At 73.4% G+C, this 22,954-nt stretch carries 25 protein-coding genes; 7 read left to right on the top strand and 18 right to left on the bottom strand.

What is annotated here, in order from left to right:
* The first annotated feature begins 14 nt into the window (after nt 1-14).
* Both AB0C35_RS31080 and AB0C35_RS31075 read left to right on the top strand, forming a co-directional pair.
* Complete coding sequence (locus AB0C35_RS31080; RefSeq protein ID WP_358463557.1) at nt 15-1,325, top strand: lysine N(6)-hydroxylase/L-ornithine N(5)-oxygenase family protein; 1,311 nt, start codon at nt 15-17, stop codon at nt 1,323-1,325.
* Nucleotides 1,325-1,522, top strand: coding sequence for an MbtH family protein (locus tag AB0C35_RS31075; protein WP_358463669.1), 198 nt, complete (start codon nt 1,325-1,327; stop codon nt 1,520-1,522). Before AB0C35_RS31080 ends, AB0C35_RS31075 begins: the two co-directional genes overlap by 1 nt.
* A 33-nt stretch (nt 1,523-1,555) precedes the next feature.
* Here the strand turns inward: AB0C35_RS31075 and AB0C35_RS31070 are convergent, their stop codons facing one another.
* Nucleotides 1,556-2,440 carry a PHB depolymerase family esterase gene (locus AB0C35_RS31070; protein ID WP_358463554.1) on the bottom strand — a complete coding sequence of 295 codons (885 nt, stop codon included), beginning with the start codon at nt 2,438-2,440 and terminating at the stop codon, nt 1,556-1,558.
* Nucleotides 2,441-3,062: 622 nt separating this feature from the next.
* Between AB0C35_RS31070 and AB0C35_RS31065 the strand changes: the two genes are divergently transcribed.
* Together AB0C35_RS31065 and AB0C35_RS31060 are read left to right on the top strand one after the other, a co-directional pair.
* Nucleotides 3,063-3,515 carry a MaoC family dehydratase gene (locus tag AB0C35_RS31065; protein WP_358463551.1) on the top strand — a complete coding sequence of 151 codons (453 nt, stop codon included), beginning with the start codon at nt 3,063-3,065 and terminating at the stop codon, nt 3,513-3,515.
* 28 nt (nt 3,516-3,543) lie between these two features.
* Entirely contained in the window at nt 3,544-5,205 is a 1,662-nt protein-coding gene (locus AB0C35_RS31060) for a long-chain fatty acid--CoA ligase (RefSeq protein ID WP_358463548.1), read from the top strand.
* On the opposite strand, the gene AB0C35_RS31055 is transcribed toward AB0C35_RS31060, so the two are convergent.
* The 8 genes from AB0C35_RS31055 to pfkB form a co-directional block, all read right to left on the bottom strand.
* Nucleotides 5,202-5,804 (bottom strand): TetR/AcrR family transcriptional regulator, encoded by a 603-nt coding sequence (locus AB0C35_RS31055; protein WP_358463545.1) that lies wholly within the window; start codon nt 5,802-5,804, stop codon nt 5,202-5,204. The genes AB0C35_RS31060 and AB0C35_RS31055 overlap by 4 nt on opposite strands.
* A 114-nt stretch (nt 5,805-5,918) precedes the next feature.
* A complete protein-coding gene (locus AB0C35_RS31050) occupies nt 5,919-6,680 on the bottom strand; it encodes a DeoR/GlpR family DNA-binding transcription regulator (protein WP_358463666.1) in 762 nt (253 codons plus the stop codon).
* A 120-nt stretch (nt 6,681-6,800) separates the two neighbouring features.
* A complete protein-coding gene (locus tag AB0C35_RS31045) occupies nt 6,801-7,085 on the bottom strand; it encodes an HPr family phosphocarrier protein (protein WP_358463542.1) in 285 nt (94 codons plus the stop codon).
* Between the two features lie 16 nt (nt 7,086-7,101).
* Entirely contained in the window at nt 7,102-8,142 is a 1,041-nt protein-coding gene (locus AB0C35_RS31040; protein ID WP_358463539.1) for a zinc-dependent dehydrogenase, read from the bottom strand.
* Complete coding sequence (locus AB0C35_RS31035; protein WP_358463536.1) at nt 8,139-8,648, bottom strand: PTS sugar transporter subunit IIA; 510 nt, start codon at nt 8,646-8,648, stop codon at nt 8,139-8,141. The genes AB0C35_RS31040 and AB0C35_RS31035 overlap by 4 nt, the downstream gene beginning before the upstream one ends.
* Nucleotides 8,641-8,940 (bottom strand): PTS lactose transporter subunit IIB, encoded by a 300-nt coding sequence (locus tag AB0C35_RS31030; RefSeq protein ID WP_358463533.1) that lies wholly within the window; start codon nt 8,938-8,940, stop codon nt 8,641-8,643. Before AB0C35_RS31030 ends, AB0C35_RS31035 begins: the two co-directional genes overlap by 8 nt.
* A gap of 49 nt (nt 8,941-8,989) precedes the next feature.
* Nucleotides 8,990-10,159: a PTS mannitol transporter subunit IICB gene (locus AB0C35_RS31025; RefSeq protein WP_358463530.1), complete on the bottom strand. Its 1,170-nt coding sequence runs from the start codon at nt 10,157-10,159 to the stop codon at nt 8,990-8,992.
* Nucleotides 10,160-10,261: 102 nt separating this feature from the next.
* Complete coding sequence (gene pfkB / locus AB0C35_RS31020) at nt 10,262-11,188, bottom strand: 1-phosphofructokinase (protein WP_358463527.1); 927 nt, start codon at nt 11,186-11,188, stop codon at nt 10,262-10,264.
* A 394-nt stretch (nt 11,189-11,582) separates the two neighbouring features.
* Between pfkB and AB0C35_RS31015 the strand changes: the two genes are divergently transcribed.
* Both AB0C35_RS31015 and ligA read left to right on the top strand, forming a co-directional pair.
* The gene (locus AB0C35_RS31015; protein ID WP_358463524.1) at nt 11,583-12,485 is read left to right on the top strand and encodes a DMT family transporter; all 903 of its coding nucleotides are present in this window, start codon (nt 11,583-11,585) and stop codon (nt 12,483-12,485) included.
* 81 nt (nt 12,486-12,566) lie between these two features.
* A complete protein-coding gene (ligA, locus tag AB0C35_RS31010) occupies nt 12,567-14,645 on the top strand; it encodes an NAD-dependent DNA ligase LigA (RefSeq protein WP_358463521.1) in 2,079 nt (692 codons plus the stop codon).
* Between the two features lie 10 nt (nt 14,646-14,655).
* Here ligA and AB0C35_RS31005 read toward each other — a convergent pair whose 3' ends face one another.
* The 7 genes from AB0C35_RS31005 to AB0C35_RS30975 form a co-directional block, all read right to left on the bottom strand.
* Nucleotides 14,656-15,834, bottom strand: a complete 1,179-nt coding sequence (locus AB0C35_RS31005) for a helix-turn-helix domain-containing protein (RefSeq protein ID WP_358463518.1) — start codon at nt 15,832-15,834, stop codon at nt 14,656-14,658.
* 108 nt (nt 15,835-15,942) lie between these two features.
* On the bottom strand, nt 15,943-17,238 hold the full coding sequence (locus AB0C35_RS31000; RefSeq protein WP_358463515.1) for an acyltransferase: 1,296 nt from the start codon (nt 17,236-17,238) through the stop codon (nt 15,943-15,945).
* 230 nt (nt 17,239-17,468) lie between these two features.
* Nucleotides 17,469-18,263: an SAM-dependent methyltransferase gene (locus tag AB0C35_RS30995; RefSeq protein ID WP_358463512.1), complete on the bottom strand. Its 795-nt coding sequence runs from the start codon at nt 18,261-18,263 to the stop codon at nt 17,469-17,471.
* A 313-nt stretch (nt 18,264-18,576) separates the two neighbouring features.
* A complete protein-coding gene (locus tag AB0C35_RS30990) occupies nt 18,577-19,239 on the bottom strand; it encodes a GNAT family N-acetyltransferase (RefSeq protein WP_358463509.1) in 663 nt (220 codons plus the stop codon).
* Nucleotides 19,240-19,304: 65 nt separating this feature from the next.
* Nucleotides 19,305-19,724: a hypothetical protein gene (locus AB0C35_RS30985; protein ID WP_358463506.1), complete on the bottom strand. Its 420-nt coding sequence runs from the start codon at nt 19,722-19,724 to the stop codon at nt 19,305-19,307.
* Between the two features lie 143 nt (nt 19,725-19,867).
* Nucleotides 19,868-20,818 carry a sensor histidine kinase gene (locus AB0C35_RS30980; protein WP_358463501.1) on the bottom strand — a complete coding sequence of 317 codons (951 nt, stop codon included), beginning with the start codon at nt 20,816-20,818 and terminating at the stop codon, nt 19,868-19,870.
* Between the two features lie 248 nt (nt 20,819-21,066).
* Nucleotides 21,067-22,155, bottom strand: coding sequence for a glutamate--cysteine ligase (locus tag AB0C35_RS30975; RefSeq protein ID WP_358463498.1), 1,089 nt, complete (start codon nt 22,153-22,155; stop codon nt 21,067-21,069).
* 202 nt (nt 22,156-22,357) lie between these two features.
* Here AB0C35_RS30975 and AB0C35_RS30970 point away from each other — a divergent pair, with 202 nt between their 5' ends.
* Nucleotides 22,358-22,486 (top strand): hypothetical protein, encoded by a 129-nt coding sequence (locus AB0C35_RS30970; RefSeq protein ID WP_358463495.1) that lies wholly within the window; start codon nt 22,358-22,360, stop codon nt 22,484-22,486.
* 33 nt (nt 22,487-22,519) lie between these two features.
* Here the strand turns inward: AB0C35_RS30970 and AB0C35_RS30965 are convergent, their stop codons facing one another.
* Both AB0C35_RS30965 and AB0C35_RS30960 read right to left on the bottom strand, forming a co-directional pair.
* Complete coding sequence (locus AB0C35_RS30965; RefSeq protein WP_358463493.1) at nt 22,520-22,693, bottom strand: hypothetical protein; 174 nt, start codon at nt 22,691-22,693, stop codon at nt 22,520-22,522.
* A gap of 4 nt (nt 22,694-22,697) precedes the next feature.
* Nucleotides 22,698-22,907 (bottom strand): HGxxPAAW family protein, encoded by a 210-nt coding sequence (locus AB0C35_RS30960; protein WP_358463490.1) that lies wholly within the window; start codon nt 22,905-22,907, stop codon nt 22,698-22,700.
* Nucleotides 22,908-22,954 lie beyond the last annotated feature (47 nt).

Below are 22,954 nucleotides of genomic sequence, written 5' to 3'. Positions count from 1 at the left end.
TGCCGGAGGTGCGCGTGCAGACCCCCGTCCATGACGTGGTGGGCATCGGGTTCGGCCCGTCCAACCTCGCCCTCGCCGTCGCGCTCGACGAGCTCGCGCTCGACGAGGAGGACGGCGCGGGGCGCGGACCGGGCGTGGACGCGGTGTTCTTCGAGAAGCAGCCGGAGTTCGGCTGGCACCGGGGCATGCTGATCGACGGCGCCACCATGCAGGTCCACTTCCTCAAGGACCTGGTGACGCTGCGCAACCCCGCCAGCCCGTACTCGTTCCTGTCCTACCTGCACGCGAGGGGACGGCTGGTCGACTTCGTCAACCACAAGACGATGTTCCCCACCCGGATCGAGTTCCACGACTACCTCGAATGGACCGCCGCCGCGTTCGCCGACCGCGTCCGCTACCGGTCCGAGGTGGTCGCGCTGCGGCCGCACGACGACGAGACCCTCGAAGTCGTCGTGCGCCGCGACGACGAACTGGAGACCCACCTCACCCGCAACGTGGTCGTCGGCGCCGGGCTCGAACCCGTCCTGCCCGAGGGCGTCCGGCCGGGCGAGCGGATCTGGCACACCGAGGACCTGCTCACCCGGCTGGGCGAGCGGCCCGGCTGGACCCCGGAGCGGCTCGTGGTGGTGGGCGCCGGGCAGAGCGCCGCCGAGGCCGTCGAATACCTGCACCGCACCTTCACCGAGACCGAGATCTGCGCGGTCTTCGCCCGGTACGGGTACTCGCCCGCCGACGACAGCGCGTTCGCCAACCGCATCTTCGACCCGGAGGCCGTCGACCACTACTACGCGGCCCCCGGCGACGTGAAGCGGATGCTGTTCGAGTACTCGCGCAACACCAACTACTCGGTGGTGGACCTCGACCTCATCGACGAGCTGTACCGGCGCGCCTACGCCGAGAAGGTCACGGGCGCCGAACGGCTCCGCATCCTCAACGTCTCCCGCGTCCTGGACGTCCGGGAAGACGCGGGAGGGCTGCGGGTGCGGGTCGGGTTCCTCCCCTCCGGCGAGGCCGCGGACCTGGACGCCGACGCCCTCGTCTACGCGACCGGCTACCGCGAACGCGACCCGTTCGACCTGCTCGGCGAGGCGGGCGCGCACTGCCTCGCCGAGCCGGACGGGCACCCGGTGATGGAGCGCGACTACCGCATCGCCACCGAGCCCGGCCCGGAGTGGTCGGTGTACCTGCAGGGCGCCACCGAGCACAGCCACGGCATCGCGTCGTCGCTGCTGTCCATGACCGCCGTGCGCACCGGGGACATCGTCCGCTCCATCGCCCGCCGCTCCGCCCGCGTCGCACCCGGCGTCCTGCAGAAAGGGGCATGATGACCAACCCGTTCGACGACGCCGACGGGACGTTCCTGGTCCTCGTCAACGACGAGGGCCAGCACTCCCTGTGGCCCGCGTTCGCCGACGTCCCGCCGGGCTGGACCACGGCGTTCGGCCCGGCGCCCCGGCCCGACTGCCTCGGCCACATCACCGCGAACTGGACCGACCTGCGTCCCCGGAGCCTGACCGCCTGACGCCCGGCGGGCGGCGCGCCCCCGCGCCGCCCGTCACGTCTCCTTCGGCAGCGAAGGGCGCGCGGTGAAGAACTCCGCTATCAGGTCGCTGGCGTAGGCGGGCCATTCGTGCCCGCCCTGCTGCTCGGTGCAGAGCGCGACGAGGAGCGGTCCGGGGCCGGTGCCGACGCAGCCGTCCGGTCCGCCGGGCACCGGCCACGACAGCGCTGGCAGCTTGTTCACCCACCTCCAGTACTCCATGGTGACCTGGACGGAGAAGAACGGGAACTCCACGCCCGCGTCCATGTTCCCGCCCCCGTGGTAGGGGACGGACGGATCCCACGTGCCGTGGAACGCCAGGACCGACGTGGGGTGGTCGGGCGTGCAGCCGATGGCGAGGGCGCCCGACACCACGGCGATCCCGGCGACCCGCGCCGAACGCTCGCACGCGTACCGGTAGGCCATGCCGCCGCCGTTGGAGAAGCCGGTCATGAAGATCCGGCGCGGATCGGCGACGCCCTGCTCCACCAGGGTGTCGATCAGCTTGTCGAGGAACGCGACGTCGTCGACGCCCGCCCAGCGGGCGAACCAGCAGCACGCCCCCGCGTTCCACGTGCCGAGGAGGCCCTCGGGGTAGGCGACGACATAGCCGGCCTCGTCGGCGACCTCGTCGAGCCCGCTCTGCTGCCGGACGTACTCGGGGTCGTTCAGGCCGCCGTGCAGCGCCACGATGAGCGGCAGCGGCCGGCCGGGCTTGCGCCCGGGCGGGACGTGCAGGAGGTAGGGACGATCCCAGTCGCCCATGGTGATGGTGTGCTCGGACGTTCCTGGGGCGGCGTTTTCTGGGGCGGGGTCGGACGCCCCGGCGGGCAGGGGGTGGGCGATGAGCGTCGCGAGGAGGGTCACGACGACCATCGCCGCCCGCGCGGCGATCTTCATAGCGAAGATCCAACGCCGGGAGCCGCCTCTTGGCAATACGTCCGGGTGCGAAAAGATCGGCGCCTTTTGGTGTCCGGACGCACACTGGATCGACGCTCTGCGGACCTTGTCCGGGTCCGCCCGCACCCGTGCTCGTGCTCGCGTCGCTGTGCTCGTGTCGCCGGCTCGTGTCGCCGCGCTCCGGGGTGCGGCGGAGGCACTGGTCCCGGAAACCGGTGTCGGCGCATATGCCCTGGTGGACCATGTATACCCATTGGTAACTCTGAGGTGTGTGACACATCACGGCGCGTAGGCGCTGTGCATGGTGAGAGCCGGATCGCGGCGGCGCCGGCGGGCCGTGTGCAGGAGGGGGGCCCGCACGTCAGCCGGTCGCGCCGGCGACTGCCGGCGAGCTGGTCGGTCCCGCGGCGCCGGGGCGGACGCCGCGGGACCGTCCCGCTCGCCGGCCGGAACGACTCCCACCTCGAAACGGTTGATCACCGGCATTGCATACCAACTGGTCGGTATGTTGTCATCGTCCCGTTCACGGAACAGTCGTTGCACGGAACAGTCGTTGCACGGAACAGTCGTTGCACGGAACAGTCGTTGCACGGAACAGTCGTTGCACGGAGGTCATGACCGCATGCGGACGTTCAGCGGAGTCGACGAGTACGAGAAGGCCGTCGGAAGCCACCTCGGCCACAGCGAGTGGCACACGATCACGCAGGAGCAGGTCGACCTGTTCGCCGACGCGACCGGCGACCACCAGTGGATCCACGTCGACCCGGAGCGCGCGGCCCGCGGCCCGTTCGGCGGGACGATCGCGCACGGCTACCTGACCCTGTCGCTGCTGCCCATGCTCGCCGCGGAGATCTACCGCGTCGAGGGCCTGAAGATGGGCGTGAACTACGGCGCCAACAAGGTCCGTTTCCCGGCGCCGGTGCCGGTGGGCTCGCGGGTCCGCGCCGGGGCCGAACTGCTGTCGCTGGAACGCGGGCCCTCGGGCGCGCGGGCCACGGTGCGGGTGACGATCGAACGCGAGGGCGGCGACAAGCCGGTCTGCGTGGCCGAGACGCTTTCCGTCCTGGTCGGCTGACCGGCGGCCGGAGATACGGAGAATTGCCATGATCCCCAGCACGATGCAGGACTTCCCGCTCTCGGTCGCCGCGATCCTGCGGCACGGCGCACGCGTGTACGGCCGCAGCGAATGCGTCACCTGGACGGGCGGCGGGACGCCGAGGCGGGCCACGTTCGCCCAGGTCGCCGAGAACGCCGAGCGCCTCGCGTCCGCCCTGGCCAGGCTCGGCGTCCGCCGCGGCGACCGGGTGGCGACCTTCTGCTGGAACAACCAGGAGCACCTGGAGGCGTACTTCGCGGTGCCGGCCATGGGCGCGGTGCTGCACACGCTGAACATCCGGCTGTTCCCCGAGCAGCTCGCGCACATCATCAACCACGCCGACGACCAGGTCGTCATCGTCGACGACTCCCTCGTCCCGCTGCTGGCCAGGGTCGTGCACGAGCTGCCCGCCGTGGAGGCGTTCGTGGTCGTCGGCGACGGCGACGCGGCACCGCTGCGCGACAACGGCAACGGCGCCCCCGTGCTGCGCTACCACGAGCTGCTCGCCGCGGAGGAGCCCGGCTACGACTGGCCCGAGGTGGACGAGCGGTCCGCCGCGTCGATGTGCTACACCAGCGGCACCACGGGCGACCCCAAGGGCGTCGTGTACTCCCACCGCTCGACGTTCCTGCACGCGATGGCCGTGCAGTCGGCGTCGCTGATCGGCATCACCGAGGCGGACCGGGTGCTGACCATCGTCCCCATGTTCCACGTCAACGCCTGGGGCCTGCCGTACGGGGCGTTCCTGTCCGGCGCGACCCTGCACATGCCCGGCCCGTTCATGCAGCCCGAGCACCTCACGGCGTTCATCGCCGAAGAGCGCAGCACGCTGTCGTCCGCCGTCCCCACCATCTGGAACGCGATCCTCGCCTACGGGGAGCGGCACGAGCTCGACCTCTCCTCCCTCCGCGCGGGCACCTCGGGCGGCGCCGCCGCTCCGCGCGTCCTGCTGGAGCGGTTCGAGGAGCGCTACGGGCTGCGCATCGTCCAGGGATGGGGGATGACGGAGACCAGCCCGCTCGGCGGCATGGCGTTCCCGCCGCCGGGCGTCGAGCCCGGCACCGCCGAGGACCTGGACTGGCGGCTGAAGTCAGGCCGCGTCGCCGCCGGCGTCGAGATGCGCATCGTAGACGAGTCGGGCGCGGAACTCCCGTGGGACGGCCGGGCCGTCGGCGAGATCGAGGTCCGCGGCCCGTGGATCACCGGCGCCTACCACCGCGACGCCGCACCGGAGAAGTTCGACGGCGGCTGGCTGCGCACCGGCGACATCGGCACCATCGACGACCGCGGCTTCTTCCAGATCACCGACCGCGCGAAGGACGTCATCAAGTCGGGCGGCGAATGGATCTCCTCCGTCGAGCTGGAGAACCACCTCATGGCGCACCCGGCGGTGGCGGAGGCCGCCGTCATCGGCATCCCCGACGCCCGGTGGGACGAGCGCCCGCTGGCCTGCGTCGTCCTCCGCCCGGACGCCACCGCCACCGCGGCCGGCCTGGCGTCCTTCCTCGCCGGCAAGGTGGCGCGCTGGCAGGTCCCCGAGTACTGGACGTTCCTGGACGAGATCCCGAAGACCACCGTCGGCAAGTTCGACAAGAAGCCCCTGCGCGCCCGCCACCGGGACGCCGCCATGGAGATCGAGCACGTGGAGAGGGCGGCTTCGGCCGGCTAGTCCTTCAGGCCGTTCAGGAAGAGGTCGACGTAGTGCTCGCTGATGGCGGCCGGCTCGAGGCGGCCGCCGGGGCGGTACCAGGTGCCGATCTGGTGGACGGTGCCGAAGAAGAAGTGGACGGCGATGTCGGCGGGGGTGCGGTCGCGGAACGTGCCCTCGCGCTGCCCCTCCTCGACCAGGCCGCGGAAGCGCTCGTGGTAGCGGCGGCGTTCGGCGCGGACGGCCTCGCGGCGGTCGCGGGGGAGCAGGTGGGTGGAGCGGAAGAAGACGGTGAAGTCGTCCAGGTAGCGGAACGAGGTGTCGAGGACGTCGACGGCGGCGGCCCGGAGCCGTTCCTCCGCGGTGCCGGGGCCGTCGGCGATCTGCTCCAGGCGTGACATCTGCAGGCCGATGAGCCGGTGGTAGATCTCGTAGAGAAGATCGTCCTTGGAGCCGAAGTAGTGGTACATGGCGCCCTTGGTGACGCCGGCGGCGCCGACGATCTCCTGGACCGAGGTGTTCTCGAAGCCCTTGTCGGCGAACATGCGCGTCGCGACGGCCAGCAGGCGGTCGGGGAGGGAGAGGGTGCCGGCGGCCCTGCCCGCGGGCGCCTGCGTCATCGCTCCACCTCCGTCCGGTTTCGGCCGGAGTGTCCCGCCGCCCCGGCGCGGCGCCGTCAGCCTACCGGGCGGGGCGGCGGGCCGCCGAAGCCGCGCCCCCGGGGCGCGCCGCCGTCAGGCGCGGACGATCTCGGGGCCCTCGGCGGCGAGGTCTGCGGCGAGGTCGGTGTCCAGGCCGGTGTCGGTGATCAGCACGTCGATGTCGGACAGGCCGCCGAACCGCACCAGGTGATCGTGCCCGATCTTGGTGCGGTCGGTGAGCAGCACCCGCCGCCGCGAGGAGGCGATCATCGCCCGCTTCACCGCGGCCTCGGCCTGGTCGGAGGTGGTCAGCCCGCGCTCGACCGAGCAGCCGTTGGTCGCCATGAACGCCACGTCCACCCACAGGTCGGCCAGCGGGCGCAGTACCCAGTCGTCCACGGTGGCCAGCGTCCGGCCGCGCACCCGCCCGCCCAGGATGATCACGGTCAGGTTGGGGCGGGTGGCCAGCACCGAGGCGTGCGGCGGCGAGTTCACGATCACGGTCAGCTCGCGGTCGGTGGGCAGCAGCTGGACGAACCGGGCGGTCGTCGTCCCGGCGTCCACGATGATCGACCCGTCGGCGGGCAGCTCCTCCAGGGCCGCCTTGGCGATGCGCTGCTTCTCCTCGGTCATCACCGCGTCCCGCGCCGCCAGCTCGGGCTCGAAGCCGAGCCGCTCGACCGGCATGGCGCCGCCGTGGACGCGGCGGATCGTCCCGGCCCGTTCGAGGACGGTCAGGTCGCGGCGGATCGTCTCGGTGGTGACCGAGAACTCCTCGGCCAGCGCGACCACGTCCACCCGGCCCTTCGAGCGCGCCAGCGAGAGGATCGCCTGCTGTCGTTCTTCGGCGTACATGACCGTCGTCCCACCCGTCCCGCGTCCGTTGCCGTTCACCCGCCATTGTGATGCGTCCGGGCGAGGCCGCGCGCCTCCACCGGGCCGGCGCCGGGGCCGCGCGGTGCGGAGGCGCGCGGCTCAGACATGACCGGGTTCCTCGGCGTCCAGGTCGGCGGCGAGAAGTTCGGCCAGCTCGTCCAGCGCGGCGTCCGCCCCGTCGCCGTCGGCGGACAGGATCACCTCCGTCCCCTGGGCCGCGCCGAGCGACAGCACGCCGAGGATGCTGCTCGCCGGGACCGCCGCGCGGCCGCCGACCCGGATGGACACCGGGACGGGCTGCCGCGCGGCCATGTGCACGAAGATCTTCGCGGGGCGGGCGTGCAGCCCCTGCGCCGAGCCGATGACGACGGTGCGTTCGGGCACGGCTGCCTCCTTCGGGTCAGGGTTCGATCGTGACCTTGATCGCGGCGCCCCGGGTGACGAGGTCGAGGGCGGCGTGCAGGTCGTCCAGGGGAAGGCGGTGGGTGATGAGGTCCTCGACGGGCACCCGCCCGGAGCCGATCAGCTCCAGCGCGCGGGCGTTGTGGGCGGGGCTCGACCCGTTCGCGCCGACCAGGGACAGCTCCCGGTAGTGGACGCGGTTGGCGTCGACGGAGATGACGGGGTCGTCCTTGGGCAGCCCGCCGAACAGGCTGACCCGGCCGCCGGGCGCGACGAGCCGCTGCGCCTGCTCCTGCGCGGCGCCCGACGCGGCCGCGGTGATCGCGACGTCGGCGCCGCGGCCGCCGGTGCGTTCCAGGACCTCGCCGGCGACATCGGTGGCGCTCGCGTCGATCGCGGCGTCCGGCTTCACGATCGCCGCCGCCCGGCCGAGCCGCTCGGCGTTGACCTCCACGAGGAACACGCGGGCGGCGCCGCGTGCGCGGGCGACCCGCACGTGCAGGCAGCCGACCGGCCCGGAGCCGAACACCACGACGTCGTCGCCCTCGCCGACGCCCGCCAGCTCCTGGCCGTTCAGGACGCAGGCGAGCGGCTCGGCCACCGACGCCTCGGCGAACGAGACGCCGTCCGGGATCCGGTTCACCCCCTCCACGGCCAGCACCTTCGCCGGGACGATCATGTACTCGGCGAACGCGCCGTCGTAGTGGTATCCCATCGACTCCTGCGCGGTGCAGACCGTCATCCGGCCGCGGCGGCACTCCGGGCACGTCCCGTCCGGGATCGCGGCGATGACCTGGACGCGGTCGCCCGCCGCCCAGCCCCGGACGCCGGCGCCGGCCTCGGTGACCTCGCCGGCGATCTCGTGTCCCATCACCCGCGGCGGGACGATGTGGTGGTGCCCGAACCGGGAGATCTTGACGTCGGTGCCGCACGTCGAGCAGTTGCGGACGCGGATCTTCAGCTCGCCGGGGCCGGGCGCCGGCTCCGGCGCGTCCTCCAGGCGGATGTCGCCGGGTGCGTAGAAACGGGCGACCTTCATACGGAGTGTCCCTGTCCTGTCTGGAGCGGACCCGCCTGGAGCGGATCCGGCGGCTGCCGTTCTTCGGGCTGCGGGTCGAGGAGTGCGAGTATCCGGTCCGGGTCGGCGGCCTCGCGCAGCTCGCGGGCCTTGCCGGGGTCCATGAGCACCTGCGCCAATTCGGCGAGGATCTCCATGTGGCCGTCGCCGCGCGCCGCGATGGCGATGCAGACGGTGACGGGATTCCCGTTCCAGTCCGTCCCCTCGGGAAATCGGACGAAGGCGAGCGCGTCCCGGTGGATGAGGTCGCGGCCCTCGGACGTGCCGTGCGGGATGGCCACCCCTTCGCCCAGGTAGGTGGAGATCGACCGCTCCCGCTCCAGCATCGCGTCGATGTAGCCGGGTTCGACGGCGCCGACGTCCACCAGCACCTGCCCGCAGGCCCGGACGGCGTCGTCGCGGCCGCCGGCGCGGGCGTCCAGCCGGATCGCCTCGGGGGCGAGCAGGCCGGCGGCCCGGTCAGGCACCGACCTCACCGCCGTCCTTGATCGCCTTGACCAGCCGGTCGACGGCGGGGTCGCCGATGTAGACCTCGAAGGTGACGACGGGGGCGTCGCCGGCGCCGCGCCGGGCGCGGTCGGCGAGCCCGGTGTGGGTGACGACCACGTCGGCGTCGGCGGGGATGGAGTCGACGGGCGTGTGCTCGACCGTCACGTCGCTCTTCTTCAGCGCCCTGCGGAGCTGCCCGGCGAGCATGACGCTGCTGCCCATGCCGGCGTCGCAGGCGATGACGAGCTTGCGGATGTCCTTGCCGTTCATCGTGGATGTGCCTTTCGGACGGGGTTCGGCCAGGTGGTCTCGTGTGCGGTCAGTGGGCGCTGGTCTCCTTGGCGGTGCCGTCGGCGGTGTCCTCGCCGTCCGCGCCCGCCTTCTCTTCCGCGCCGGCCTTCTCTTCCGTGGCGTCGCCGTCCTCGGCGGCCGGCTCGGCGAGCCTGCCGAAGCCGAGCAGGGCGGCGCCGACCCCGAAGGAGACGGCGGCGGAGGCGAGCATGCCGGTGTAGACGCCGATCCAGTTGCCCACGCCGCGCGGCGTCTGGGCGAGGTAGGCGAAGATGCTGCCCGGCGACGGGGTGGCGACCAGGCCGGTGCCGGAGGCCATGAAGATCGCGACGCCGGTCATGCCGCCCGCGATCGCGGCGAGGATCATCCGCGGCTTCATCAGGATGTAGGGGAAGTAGATCTCGTGGATGCCGCCGAAGAAGTGGATGATCGCGGCGGCCGGAACGGTCGGGCGCAGCCGCCTCGGCCCGAAGAACCAGTAGGCGAGCAGGACGCCGAGCCCGGGCCCGGGGTTGGACTCCAGCATGAACAGCACGGACTTGCCGGTCTCGGCGGCCTGCTGCACGCCGAGGGGGCCGAGCACGCCGTGGTTGATGGCGTTGTTGAGGAAGAGCACCTTCGCGGGCTCGATGAGCAGGGACGTGAGCGGCAGGACGTCGTGGTCGACCAGCCGGCCGACGCCGTCCCCGGCCCATTCGGTGAAGGTGTTCATGACCGGGCCGATTCCGCGGTTGCCCGCGACCGCCATGGCGCCGCCGATGATCCCGGCGGAGAAGTTGTCCACGAGCATCTCGAACCCGGTCCGGACGCGCTCCTGGACGAGGTCGTCGAACAGCTTCAGCAGGTACGCGGTGAGCGGTCCGATGATCATCGCGCCGAGGAACATCGGCACGTCGGAGCCGACGATGATGCCGACGGTGGCGACCGCGCCGACGACCGCGCCGCGCTGGCCGTGCACCATCCGGCCGCCGGTGTAGCCGATCAGCAGCGGCAGCAGGAACTTGATCATCGGGTCGACCAGCTCGGCCAGGTCCTCGTTGGGCAGCCAGCCGGTGGGGATGAACAGCGCGGTGATCAGGCCCCAGGCGATGAACGCGCCGATGTTCGGCATGACCATCCCGGCCAGCTTGCCGCCGAACCGCTGGACCTGCGCTCGGAGCCCAGTGCCCGTGGGCTGTGGGGTGTAGTCGGTGGCCATCTCGGGCCTCCTGTCGATCGGGGGTGGGTGCTAACAGGGGGTGGTGGTGACCGCGGGCTTGGGTGAGTGGGGCCAGGTGAAGAAGGGCTAGGTGAAGAAGGGCTAGGTGACGAGGGGGCGGGTGAGGTCCGGCCGGGGATGGATGCGGACGATGTCGCGCCGGACGTCGGCGGCGCCCGGCATCCGGCTGGCGGGCAGCCGGACGGCCGCGGCGCCCCAGGCGAGCGCCTCGGTGAGGGCGCCGGGGCCGCGGGCGCCCGCGGCGAGGAACCCGGCGAGCAGGGCGTCGCCGGCGCCGACCGTGCTGCGGGGCCGGGCGACGGGCGCCTCGCCGGTGAGGACGCCGTCGTCGTCGACGAGCACCGCCCCCTCGGCGCCGAGGCTGACCAGGACCGTGCGGGCCCCGCGCGCCCGCAGCTCCCCGGCGGCCTCGACGACGTCGGCGATCGTGCCGACCGGGCCGCCGACGGCCTCGGCGAGCTCCTCCCGGTTCGGCTTGATCAGGTCGGGCCCGGCGGGGACCGCGGCGCGCAGCGCCGCGCCGCTGGAGTCGACCGCGACCCGGATGCCGTCCGGCCCGAACCTGCGGCACAGCTCGGCGTAGGTGCCGTCCGGGACGCCGGGCGGCAGGCTCCCGCAGCCGACCACCCAGCTCGCGGCGCCCGCCTCCGCCGCGACGACGGCGCCGATCTCGTCCAGCTCCCCGGGCGCCAGCGGGCCGCCGGGCTCGTTCAGCTTGGTGGTGACGCCGTCGGGCTCGACGACGGTCACGTTGGACCGGGTGCGGCCCGCGACGCGGACGGCGCGGACCCGCAAGCCCTCGGCCTTCAGCAGCCGCCGCAGCCGGTCGCCGTCGGCGCCGCCGACCGCGACCACGGCGGTGGACGCGACGTCGTTGGCCAGCAGCGCCCGCGAGACGTTGACGCCCTTGCCGCCCGGGTCCAGCCGCGCCGACCGCGCCCGGATGACCGCGCCGCGGGTCAGCGCGTCCACCTCGATCGTCCGGTCGAGGCTCGGATTGAGCGTCACCGTGACGATCATGCGGGCGCCGTTCCCCGATTCATGTGGTTTCCCTCCCGTTTATCTTTGTTTCCCTCGTATTTATGCCCGTTTGGCGCCGGGGGTCAAGGGGTTCGACGGAGTTTTCCCAGGAAAAACCGAGCCGGTGCCCGGGGTCCGGCACGGCGCATGTGGGAATGCAGGTCCCGAGGGCGTCCGCGGTGCCGCGATCGTGCCGCGAAGCCGGTTCCGGCCTTGCTGGAAACCGGCCGATCGTGGGAAGGATGATCAGGAGGGCGGCGCGTTGTGCGAGGACGCGGGAGGGCGTGGTGATCGGGTCCGAAGCGGTCGCGGCCGAGGCGCGGGAGGCCGGCGGGGCACCGGCCGCGCCGGCGGCGCGTGAGATCGCCGCCGGAACGTCCTGATGGCGTGGTCGGTCGCGTTCAGCCTGCTCGCGGCGTTCCTGTTCGCCGCGGCCGCCGCCCTGCAGTACCGCGCCGCCAGGCGCGCAGCGCACGGCGGCATGGACGCCACGGCCGCGCACGGCCTCATCCGCAAGCTGCTCCGCGACCCGGTGTGGCTCACCGGATGGGGCGTGAACATGGCCGGCTTCTTCACCCAGGCCGCCGCCCTGCACTTCGGCTCGACCGCCGTCGTCCAGCCGCTGCTGGTCACCCAGCTCGTCTTCACCATCCTGCTCGGCACCGTCGGCACGGGACGCCGCCCCGCCCGGATGGACGTGCTCGGGAGCATCGCCGTCTCGGCGGGCCTCGCCGTCCTGTTCACGGTTCCGGGCGCGATCCCGCCCGCGGGCGAGCCGTCCCGGCCGCGGCTGCTGATCGCCGGGCTGATCGCCGCGCCGCTCATCGTCGTGCTGTCCCGGGCGGCGTGGCTGCGCAGGGGACCGGTGCGGGCCGCGCTGCTCGGCGTCTGCGCCGGCCTGTGCTTCGCGGCGACCGCGGTGCTGATCAAGCTCACCACCGCGAGCCTGGTCGACCACGGCGTCGCCGCCACCGCCGCGGACTGGCCGGGCTACGCCCTGGCGGGCAGCACGCTCCTCGGGCTCGTGATCGAACAGCGGGCGTTCGCCGCCGGGTCGCTGCCCGCCGCGATGACCGCGATGACGATGACCAACCCCATCGCCTCCTACCTGGTGGCCGTCCTCGCCTTCCAGACGCTGCCGCCCAGGACGGCGGCGGCGTTCAGCGCGGTCTCGGTCAGCGCCCTGCTCCTCACCGCCGGGGTGGCCCTGCTGTCGCGCTCCGCGGCCGCCGCCCGAAGCGACGGGCCGTCCGATCCGGTCCCGTCGGAAAAGACCTCCACCTGACCACCGGGCACGTGTTCGGCGACCGCCCGCGGACCGCCGGCACGACCCGGAAATGTCGGTGGCACCAGGCAAAATGACCTCATGACCGAGACACCGGCCCGTACCGAGATCGGCGACCAGGCCGCCTACGCCGCCGCCGTCCAGACCGCCGTCACCGCCTCCGCCGCCTACTACGGCGAGGGCGACTCACCGCTCGACGACGACGCCTTCGACCGGCTGGTGCGGGGCATCGCCGCCTACGAGGACGAGCACCCGGAGCACGTGCTGCCCGACTCCCCGACGGGCAAGGTCGCCGGGGGAGCGGTCATCGGGGACGTCCCGCACACCGTCCCGATGCTGAGCCTCGACAACGTGTTCTCCGCCGAGGGCCTGGAGGCGTGGGCCGCGGGCCTGGTCCGCAGGCTCGGCCGCGAGGTCGCCGCCTGGAGCGTGGAGCCGAAGCTGGACGGCCTGGCGATCTCGGCGCGCTACCGGGACGGGCGCCTCGTCCAGCTCGTGACGCGCGGTGACGGAACCGCCGGGGAGGACGTCTCCCGCGGCATCGGCATGATCACCGGCCTGCCCGGGCGGCTCGCCGAGCCCGTCAGCGTCGAGCTGCGCGGCGAGGTGCTGATGACCCGCGCGCAGTTCGAGGCCGCCAACACCGCCCGCACGGCCGCCGGAGGAGCGGCCTTCGCCAACCCGCGCAGCGCCGCCGCCGGGTCGCTTCGCACCAAGGACCGCGCCTACCGGGTGGAGATGACGTTCTTCGCCTACGGCGCCCTCCCGCTCGACGGCACCGACGACGCGACGGCCGCGCGGCTGCGCGAGCTGCCGCACAGCGGGATCATGGAGTTCGCCGCCCGCCTCGGCGCGCACACCACCGCGGCGACGCCGGTGCCCGCGATCACCGCGACCGAGATGGAGCACGTCCACCGGCGGGTCGAGGAGATCGCGGCGCTGCGCGCCGAACTGGACTTCGGCATCGACGGCATCGTGATCAAGGCCGATGCGGCGGCCGACCAGGCCGACGCCGGGATCTCCTCCCGCGCGCCCCGCTGGGCCATCGCCTACAAGCTGCCCGCCGTCGAGAAGATCACCCGGCTGCTGGACGTCGAGTGGAACGTCGGCCGCACCGGGGTCATCGCGCCGCGCGCCGTGCTGGAGCCCGTCGAGGTGGACGGCTCCGTCGTCACCTACGCGACCCTGCACAACGCCGCCGACATCGAGCGGCGCGGGCTCCGGATCGGCGACCACGTCACCGTCTACAAGGCCGGTGACGTCATCCCCCGCGTGGAGGCCCCGGTCGTGCACCTGCGCACCGGTGAGGAGCGGCCGATCGGCGTGCCGTCCGCGTGCCCCCGCTGCGGCGACGAGATCGACGCGTCCCAGCAGCGCTGGCGGTGCGTGCGCGGCCGGTCCTGCCACGCCGTCGCGTCCGTCCGGTACGCCGTCGGCCGCGACCAGCTCGACATCGAGGGGCTCGGCGAGAACCGCATCGACCAGCTCATCGACGCCGGGCTGATCACCGACTTCGCCGACCTGTTCTTCCTCACCCACGAGCAGGTCATCGCCCTGGACCGGATGGGCGAGACCAGCACCGCGGCCCTGCTCGCCGCGATCGAGGCGGCGAAGGCCAAGCCGCTCAACAAGGTGTTCTGCGCGCTCGGCGTGCGCGGCACCGGCCGGTCCATGTCCCGCCGCATCGCCCGCCACTTCGGCGCGATGGACGCGATCCGCGCCGCCGACGCGGAGGCGTTCCAGGAGGTCGAGGGCGTCGGCCCGGAGCGGGCGACGGTGCTGGTCGCCGAGATCGCCGAGCTGGCCCCGCTGATCGACAAGCTCGCCGCCGCGGGCGTGACCCTGACCGAGCCGGGCGCGGCCGCCCCGGACGAGGCCGCCGGGCAGCCCGGGGAGCCGGGCGCGTCCGGCCTGCCCCTGAGCGGCCTGTCCGTCGTCGCGACCGGGGCGATGTCCGGGCCGCTCGGCGGGCTGTCCCGCAACGAGGTGAACGAGCTGATCGAACGCGCCGGCGGCAAGGCGTCCTCGTCGGTCTCGGCCCGCACCTCCCTCCTCGTCGCCGGGGGCAAGGCCGGTTCCAAGAAGGACAAGGCCGAAAAGCTCGGCGTCGAGATCGTCACGCCCGAGGAGTTCGCCGCCCGCGTCGCCGCGTTCCTGTGAGGGTGCCCGGTCAGGCCGTCTGCTCGGCGCGGGCGGTCCGCACCAGCCAGCTCAGCATCAGCATCATGTCGAGCCGGCCGTCCAGTTCGGTGAACCGCCCGTCGGTCAGCTCGGCGATGCGGCGCAGCCGGTACCGGACGGTCTGCTCGTGGATGTGGAGCCGCTCCGCCGCGATGACCGCGTTGTCGCCGCACTGCAGATAGGTCAGCAGGGTCTCGGCGAGCGGCCGGCGGCGCGCCGGGGCCAGCTCGAGCAGCGGCCCGAGGACGGCGGCGGCGGTCGCGTCGACGAGCTCGTCGGCCGCCAGCGTCGCCAGCGACGCGATGTGGTCCACGCACCGGACCGGGGCGCCGCCGGGCAGGAGCCCCCGGTCCACCAGTGTCAGGGCGTGCCGGGCCCACCGCAGCGAGACACCGCCCCGCCCGAGCGGGACGGTCGGCCCGATCGCGGCCGTCCCGAGCCTGCGCAGCGCCGGCCACAGCCGGTCCTGGCCGGGGCCCTCCGGGTCGGGCACCACGAGGAACGGGATCGGCGCGTCCCAGTCGGCCAGCACGCCGGGCGGCAGGATCCGCGCCCCCGCGGGCGCCCCGGCGGGCAGCGCGACCAGGCCGATGCTCTTCGGCAGGTCCCAGCGGGCCGCCACCGCCAGGTCGGAGATCGCCTCCTGCGCGGGCGGCGGCTCGGCGACCAGCAGGTCCCGCAGCCGGTCGCGGCGGCGCTCCCGCTCGGTCGCGAGCTGCCCCTGCTCGCGCGCGTACCCCTGCGCGGCCGCGTCGGCGACCCGCGCCAGCAGCATGAACAGCGAGTCGGTCAGGCGGCCCAGAATCTCGCGCGACCACCCGAGCCGGTAGGCGTCCTTGATGAAGCGGCGGCACGCGACCTGGCTGCTCACCCGCATCGCGTTCTGCAGCGCGTCCAGGCTCCGGCCCTGCCTGGCCTCCTGCTCGCCGAGCTGCATGTACAGCTCGGTGAGCGTGCGCGCGTCGGCGTTCGGATGATCGACGGAGTCGACGAAGAAGGCGACGGTGTCGCTGACCGTCCGCTCCACCCGCTTGGCGTATTCGCCGCCGTCGTCGCCCGCGTACTCGGGCACCTGGTCGCGGATCTCCCGCTCCATCTCTGCGACGGCGGACTGGAGGTGCTGGCGCAGCAGGTCGGGCAGCTCGGCGGGCATGGGCCCTTGTGTCATCCGCTATCCGTTCCGCCGGAAGGCTCGCTGGGGGTGAATCGGCCTCACCTTAAGCAAGAAGGGGAAACGCTGTCATCACCCCCCCGGCGCCCGGCGTCCGGCGGGAGATCAGGTCCGGGCGGGCTGCGGCGCGGTGCCGCGCGGCGACGCCCGCGGGCCGGTCAGGCGGCGCCCGAGGCGCTGAGCCGGTCGCTCGACATAGCGGTGCGCCAGCGCGGCGGAGCCGAGCACGGCCGTGACCAGCACGACCCCCCAGCCCAGCCGCACGACGGCGGGAAGGTCGCCCGGGTCGCGTCCGGCGGCGTACCAGACCCCCTGGATGACCAGCGGGTGCAGCAGGTAGACCGAGTAGCTGACCAGCCCGGACCACACCAGCGCACGGGGCATCCGCCGGTCGCGCAGCGCGAGGCCGCCGAGGAACGTCAGCCAGGCGGCGCCGACGGCGATGGACCAGTCCGGGCCCAGGGGGTCGGGGTTGGCGTTCAGAGCCCACGTGGTGGGGGCGCGCAGGCCGGCCGCCAGCGTGAAGACCGCGACGACCGCGATCATCGCGGCCCCGGGCCGGGTGCGCAGCCGCCCGTCCTGGACGCCCCGCACGGCCGTCCCGGCGAACATCGCGGAGATGATGCACAGGCTCTCGATCGCGCCGATGCGGCTGTTGAGGAGCAGCAGGGCGAGCGCCAGCGTCGCCACGACGGCGACCCCCGCCCGGCGCACCCCGCGCCGCCGGCCGATCATCGCCGCGAGCCCGCCGGCCAGCAGCAGCACGGTGACGAGGACGGTCCCGTCCGGCCAGCGGGACGCCAGCAGCCCGGACGGCAGCGCCACGCCCAGCATCGCCGCGCCCACGCCGAACCCCAGCGCCACCCGGGCGCTGGAGCGGTGGACGCCGGCGACGAACATCGCCGTCACCAGGAGGTAGAAGACCATCTCGTAGGACAGCGTCCAGAAGACGTTGAGGGCGTTCGGCACGCCCATGAGGTCCTGGAGCATGGTCATGTGCGCGATGGCGGCCGCCCAGGGGCGGTCGGCGAGCGCGGCGGGCAGCCCGTAGGACACGCCGGCCGCGCTGAGCGTCAGCGTGAGCGCCACCGCCACGAACCAGGCGGGGTACAGCCGGAAGAACCGCCCGGCCCAGAACTGCCGGACGCTTCCGCGCCGCTCCAGCGAGAACGGCACGACATAGCCGCTGACGAGGAAGAACACGAACACCCCGTAGCGTCCGAAGTCGAACCACGGGCTGGCCGTCCGGCGCACCTCGGGCAGCAGCACGTCCAGGGAATGCTCGAACACCACCACCAGGGCGGCGAGGCCGCGCAGGGCGTCGAGCCAGCCCATCCGTGGCGCCTTCTCCGCGCGGGAGCCGATCTGTGTTCGCGGGGGAGTCAGGGTGTTCGCCGCCATCCGCGCCACCATAGGGGCCGCGGCTTCGCGTTCTCCAACCGGCGAACGGGGTCCGGCTTAACGCGGTGCTCCGGCGGCTGACTCAGCGTGACGGCCGCGGAAGGCCTCACGACCGGCGGGAGCGGTGCTGCGGCGAGGCGGACGCCGGGTGCGCGGAAGCGGTCCGGCGCGCGACTCAGTGTGACCAACCCCACACCCGCCGGACGTCCCGGGCGGGCCCGCCGGGACGGTCAGCGGACGGCCACGGCGCCGTACATGATCGGCTCACGGCCCGCCCGGGACGTCCCCCGCGGATGCCCGGAGGGGAGCGGCACCAGGCCGGGGGGCAGCCGGCGGAACGGTCCGAGCAGGCGCGCGAACTCACCGGCGCCGCGCGGGAACATCGGGACGGTGCTCGCCTCCCGGTAGAGCCGCGCGGCCTCGGCGAGCGCGGCCGGGGCGAAGTCGGCCGTGGCGTGCGAGACGACCACGGCGCTGCCCGGCGGGGCCGTTCCGGCGAGCGCGGCGACGACGTCCGAGGCGCCCGGCAGGTGGTGCAGGACGGAGGAGAACACCAGCGCGACCGGCTCGGCCGGGTCGATGAGGCGGCGGACCTCCGGGCTGTCCAGGATCGAGGCCGGGTCGCGGATGTCGGCGTTCAGCGCCGCGATGTTGCCGCCGTCGATCAGCAGCGCGCGGGCGTGGGCGATGACGAGCGGGTCGTCGTCGACGTAGACGACGCGGGTGCCGCCGATGTGCCGGGCGGCCATCTGGTGCAGGTTGTCGGCCCTGGGCAGCCCGCAGCCGAGATCGAGGTACTGCCGCACGCCGCGGCCGGCGAGCAGCCGGACGGCGCGGGCGAGGAAGTCGCGGGAGGCGCGGGCCGCGTCCGCCGCCTGCGGCAGGACCTCCAGGATCCGGTCGGCGAGGTCGCGGTCGGTGGCGTAGTTGTCCTTGCCGCCGAGGAGGTAGTCCTGGACCCGGGCGGGCCCGGGCCTGTCCAGGACGAGCCGCGCCTCCGGTGCGCGCGTCGCGGCCGTCGTCATGTCGCTTCACCTGTCGCCTTCACCAGAGGGAGCGGTGTGGTGACTCACCTTCGACGGTAGGCGGGTGCGGGCGGTCAGCGGGAAGCGTGTTCGGTGGTCCGTCCGAAAGCCGCCGGCCGCGTGGCCGCATCGGGCCAATCGCGTTTGGTCGTGTTTCGCCGGTTCCGGAGTCGCCGGTGGCGGGCAGCAGGAGCGCGGCGGAGGCGCGGCCGGCCGCCGTACGGGCACCGGCCTCTTGACATCCACACGCCCGTGGCCGGATCCGGCCATGACACGGACTTAACCGCATGACCGGAACTCCTGTCGGAGACCGTCAGGGGCGTCGTCCGGGCGCCCGCCACATGAGCCAGACCGGCGGGCAGCCCGTGCCCGGCAGGGTGAGCTCCCGCGTCACCTTGAACCCGAACCGCTCGTAGTAGGGGACGTTCCGCTCCTTCGAGGACTCCAGGTAGGCGGGGATCCCCTCGGCGTCGCAGCGGTCGAGGCGGGACCGCAGCAGGGCGCCGCCCAGCCCGTTGCCCTGCGCCGCGGGATCGGTGCCGAGCACCGCCAGGTACCAGTGCGGCTCCCGGGGGTGGTGCTTCTCGATCGCGCCGAGCGTGCGCAGTGTGGCGGGCACCCGCGTGCCGAGGACCCGCAGCAGCGGCCCCGCCTGGGCCGCCTGCGTCCGGACGGGCACACGCCACCGCCCGGGCGGATCCCACAGGGCCGAGGCCTCGGCGGTCGCGTCCCGTCCCGTGGCCTCCGTGGCGCCGTGCGGAAGGTGCACGCGGCGCAGCATGATCCCGAACAGCCCGGTCAGCCTCCGCACGCGGGACGCGTCGTCGGGCAGCAGCCACCGCCAGACCGGGTCGTCGTCGAAGGCGCGGCCGAGAAGGGCGGCGATCGCCGCGGTGTCGGAGGCCGCCGCCGGACGCACGTTCAACGGCCCGGGCGGGGACGGCTGGGGCGGGGACGGCTGGGGCGGGGACGTCATGGCGCGGCCTCCTCGGGGACGCGCCGATCCTCACCGGCCGGGCCGCGCCGCGTCAAGCGGCAGGCTCAGCGGCGGCGGGCGCAGCGCTCGGCGCGGGCCCGGCCGATCTCCTCCAGGACGAGGGAGGTACCGATGCCGACGAGCCACGAGTCCTTGGCGAGCCCGATGCCCTGCTGGGTGGGACGCAGGTCGCCGGGCTCCCGCATGCCGGGAATCCGCAGGTACAGCCCGACCAGCCCGCTCGAGAAGGCGGTGAGCGCGGCGCCCGCGACCACCGAGGGGACCAGTGGCAGCAGGAGCGCGGTGCCGAGCGCGACCTCGGTCGTGCCGAGCATGCGGGTGAACTCCCGCGGATTTCGCGACTCCAGGAACGGATATGCGGTCTTGGCGGTGGCATGGGTCTGCTCGGCCGCCTCGTCGCCGCCCTTGAGCTTCGACATACCGGAGTTCAGGATGAACGCCCCGACGATCATCCGCACGGGCATCTGGTGAGCGCGGGCAAGAAAACGCATCGTTCCCCACAAGGATCGGGTGAGATCGGCCGCACCGATCATTCCCGTCGCGCGTCCGGTGCACCTGATGGCGGGGTCAAGTCTCGGCATCGCCGGGGACCGCTACGGGGCGGCCCTCACTTGCGCATGTAGACGCGGATCGCGGTGCCGTCCGGGCCCGTGTGGACGCGGACGAGGTCGGCCAGATGGTTGACCATGAGGATGCCGCGGCCGCCGTTGGGGCTCATGTCGGCGGGGCGGCGCCCGGCGAGCGGGTCGGTGATCGTCCCGGCGTCGCGGACCTCGCAGAGGACGTGGCCGTCCTCCGACCACAGCCGCGCGGTGCCCGACCCGCCGCCGTGCAGGCAGGAGTTCGCGGCCAGTTCGCTCACGGCGAGTTCCAGGTCGCCCACCGCGTCGGGGCCGAGGCCGAGGCGCGCCGCCCACCGGCACGCGAACTCGCGGACGAGGGGCAGCGAGTCGAGGTCGAAGCTCATCGAGACCGCGCCGCGCGGCTCCGGCAGCGGCCGGTTGTAGGCGCGGATGACGCGGTGGGGCGCGTAGTCGCCGCTCCTGCGCTCGCCCTGGCGGTCGATCACCACCGGGTGGGTGGCGCGGGCGTCGGCGATCGCGACGGGGTCCAGGCGGGCCACGTCGTAGGGGCACAGGATCGAGACCCCGCGTCCCTCGAACGCCAGGTTGATCAGCGCCTCGTGCTGCGCGCAGGCCGGGTACTCGGCGGCCGACCGGCCGGGCCACACCGGCTCGCCGATGATCCGCACGCGCCCGCCGGTGTGCGTGTCGGCGAACCCGCGCAGCACCCCCGGGATGATGCGGCCAGGGTTGCGTCCCGCCTCGGACATGTCGAGCCACGTCACCTCGGCCGCGGCCGGGCCCAGCGCCGCGCGCAGCGGGGCGAGCCGCGGGTGCGGCACCGCGACGGCGACGGGTTCGCCGGACTCCCGGCCCTCGCGGATGAACGGCACGGTGCCGGCGAGGTACTCCTCGTCGTCACGGTAGAAGAGCGCGGGGTGGACGAACGTGCCGCGCGGCAGCACCGTGCCCGGCCCCCCGGGCATGAGGCTCATCGCGCGGTCACTCCGTTCGGGGCGATATTCGCGTGCACGTGCATCGGGTCGAGCGTACGCGGCGGGAGGCGGTCGCGCGAGACGGACCCATGCTCATGTCCCCCGAGGTCAGATGATCACTTCGGCCGGAGACCGGCCAATGTCACGACTACCCGCTGATGACCATCGAAAAACGGGCGAAGACCGTAAATTCGCATTCTGAGATCGTCGAATCGCTTCCGCGGACCGTCGAATCGCTTCGGCCGCGATCACCGGTCCCGCAGGATCGCGGCGTCGACCACATCGGTCAGCCGGCCGCGCCGGCGGTAGGCGTCGCGCTGCCGCTCGGCGCCGGTCCCGCCCGTCAGGAGGCGGCGGACGCCGCGGACGACGGCGCCGAGGTCCCCGCTGTCGCGCAGCGCGGGCAGCACATGCGCCAGCAGGTCCCCGGCCAGCTCCCGGAACCCGGCGGGACGGCCCGTGCACACGTCCACCCCCGTTCCGGCCAGGCCGTCGCGGGCGGCCAGCCAGTACGCCGCGCGCAGCATCTCCTGCGACGGGTCGGGCGCCCGCTCGCCCGCGTCCACCGCGGCGGCCGAGACCTGCACCAGCGCCCGGATCAGCGCGGCGAACACGGCGGCGTCCCCGGCGGTCGGGGCGACGTCGGCGAGCCGGATCTCCACGGTGGGCAGCCGCGCCGACGGCCTGACGTCCCAGAAGATCGTGCCGGTGTCCATCAGGGCGCCGCAGCCCAGCAGCGTCCCGACGAGATCGTCGTAGTGCGCCGACGACTCGAAGAACGGCGGCGGCCCCGCCACCGGCCACCGCGCCCAGGCCATCACCCGCCAGCAGGCGTGGCCGGTGTCGCGGCCCGCCCAGTACGGCGAGTTCGCAGCCAGGGCCACCAGCGTCGGCAGCCAGGGACGCAGGTGGTTGCCCACCTGGATCGCGCGCTCGCGGTCGGGCATCTCGACGTGGACGTGACAGGAGCAGATGCTCTGCTCGTCGTCCAGGCCCCGGTACACCGCGAGGCTCTCGGCGTAGCGGGCGCCCGCGCCGATGGGGGCGGGGATCACCTCGCCCAGCACGGGCGTCCCGGTCGCGGCGAGCCGGACGCCCTCGGCCGCGGCGGCGGCCGCCATCGCCGACCGCATCGAGCGGATCTGCTCGCCGAGCTTGTCGAGGTCGTCGCACGGCGGCGTCTTGGCCTCGGCGAGGAAGTCGACCAGCTCGGTGGAGGTGCGCTCGCCCAGCGCCGCGGTGGCCCGCCGCACCACGGCCGCGGCGCGGGGAACGACCTCCCGGGAGACGGGATCGACGACGAAGTACTCTTCCTCGATTCCGAATCGCAGGGCCATCCCACCACCTCTGGCTCGGGGGCGACGCAGGCGGCCACATCACTTCGACCGTACGTTGCCGCCGCCCCGTTCGCACCCGCCGGACGGGCTTGGAGCGGTCCCAAGGGATCTTCTTGACGCCCTTTTGACCCGCCTTTCAGCGGGCAGTTGTCGGGAGAGACACCGCACAGGAAAGACCGCACAAGAAAAGAAGGTGGTTCCCGTGTCCGGGTCGGCTCTCATGGGCGTGCTCGCCATCCTGGCCGCCGTCGGGATCTTCGTCCTCGTGGGGCTGTTCTACCTGGGCGACAAACGCCAGGACCCGCCGGACCGCGAGGACCGGGGCCGCTAGGCGGACCCCGGCACGCGCCCCGGGGCAGGCGGCCTAATCGAAGAAGTACAGCGACAGCGCGACGAGGTGGGTGACCACGACCACGCCGAGGCTGAAGAAGAACAGCATCTTGGCGGGGCCGTGCGGGAACACGGTGCCCGGCTTGAGCGGCCCGCGTTCTCGCTGCCGCGCGGCGATCCGCTCCTCGATGGGAGGGCGGCCGAACATCCCGCTACTGCCGGGGCTCGTCGACGACGACGTCGGTCATGATGTCGACGGCCAGCGCGAAGATGCCGCCGATCACGGCCAGCGCCGCCCCGACCCCGAACACGATCCAGTCGGGGCCCATGACGAGGCCCACGCCGCCGACGACGAAACCGACGAAGATGATGGCCACGGCGACCCAGGACTTCGGGCGCCCGGCGTGGCTGCCTGTCGACATGCGTTCGTCTTCCTCACAGGTTCCGTTGGGGGCTACGACGCCGAACT

The sequence above is a fragment of the Spirillospora sp. NPDC048819 genome, assembly GCF_040650055.1.
In the GTDB taxonomy this organism is placed as follows: Bacteria; Actinomycetota; Actinomycetes; order Streptosporangiales; family Streptosporangiaceae; genus Spirillospora.
The sequence above is the reverse complement of the archived record's forward strand: the minus strand, read 5'-3'. Positions and strand labels throughout refer to the sequence as shown.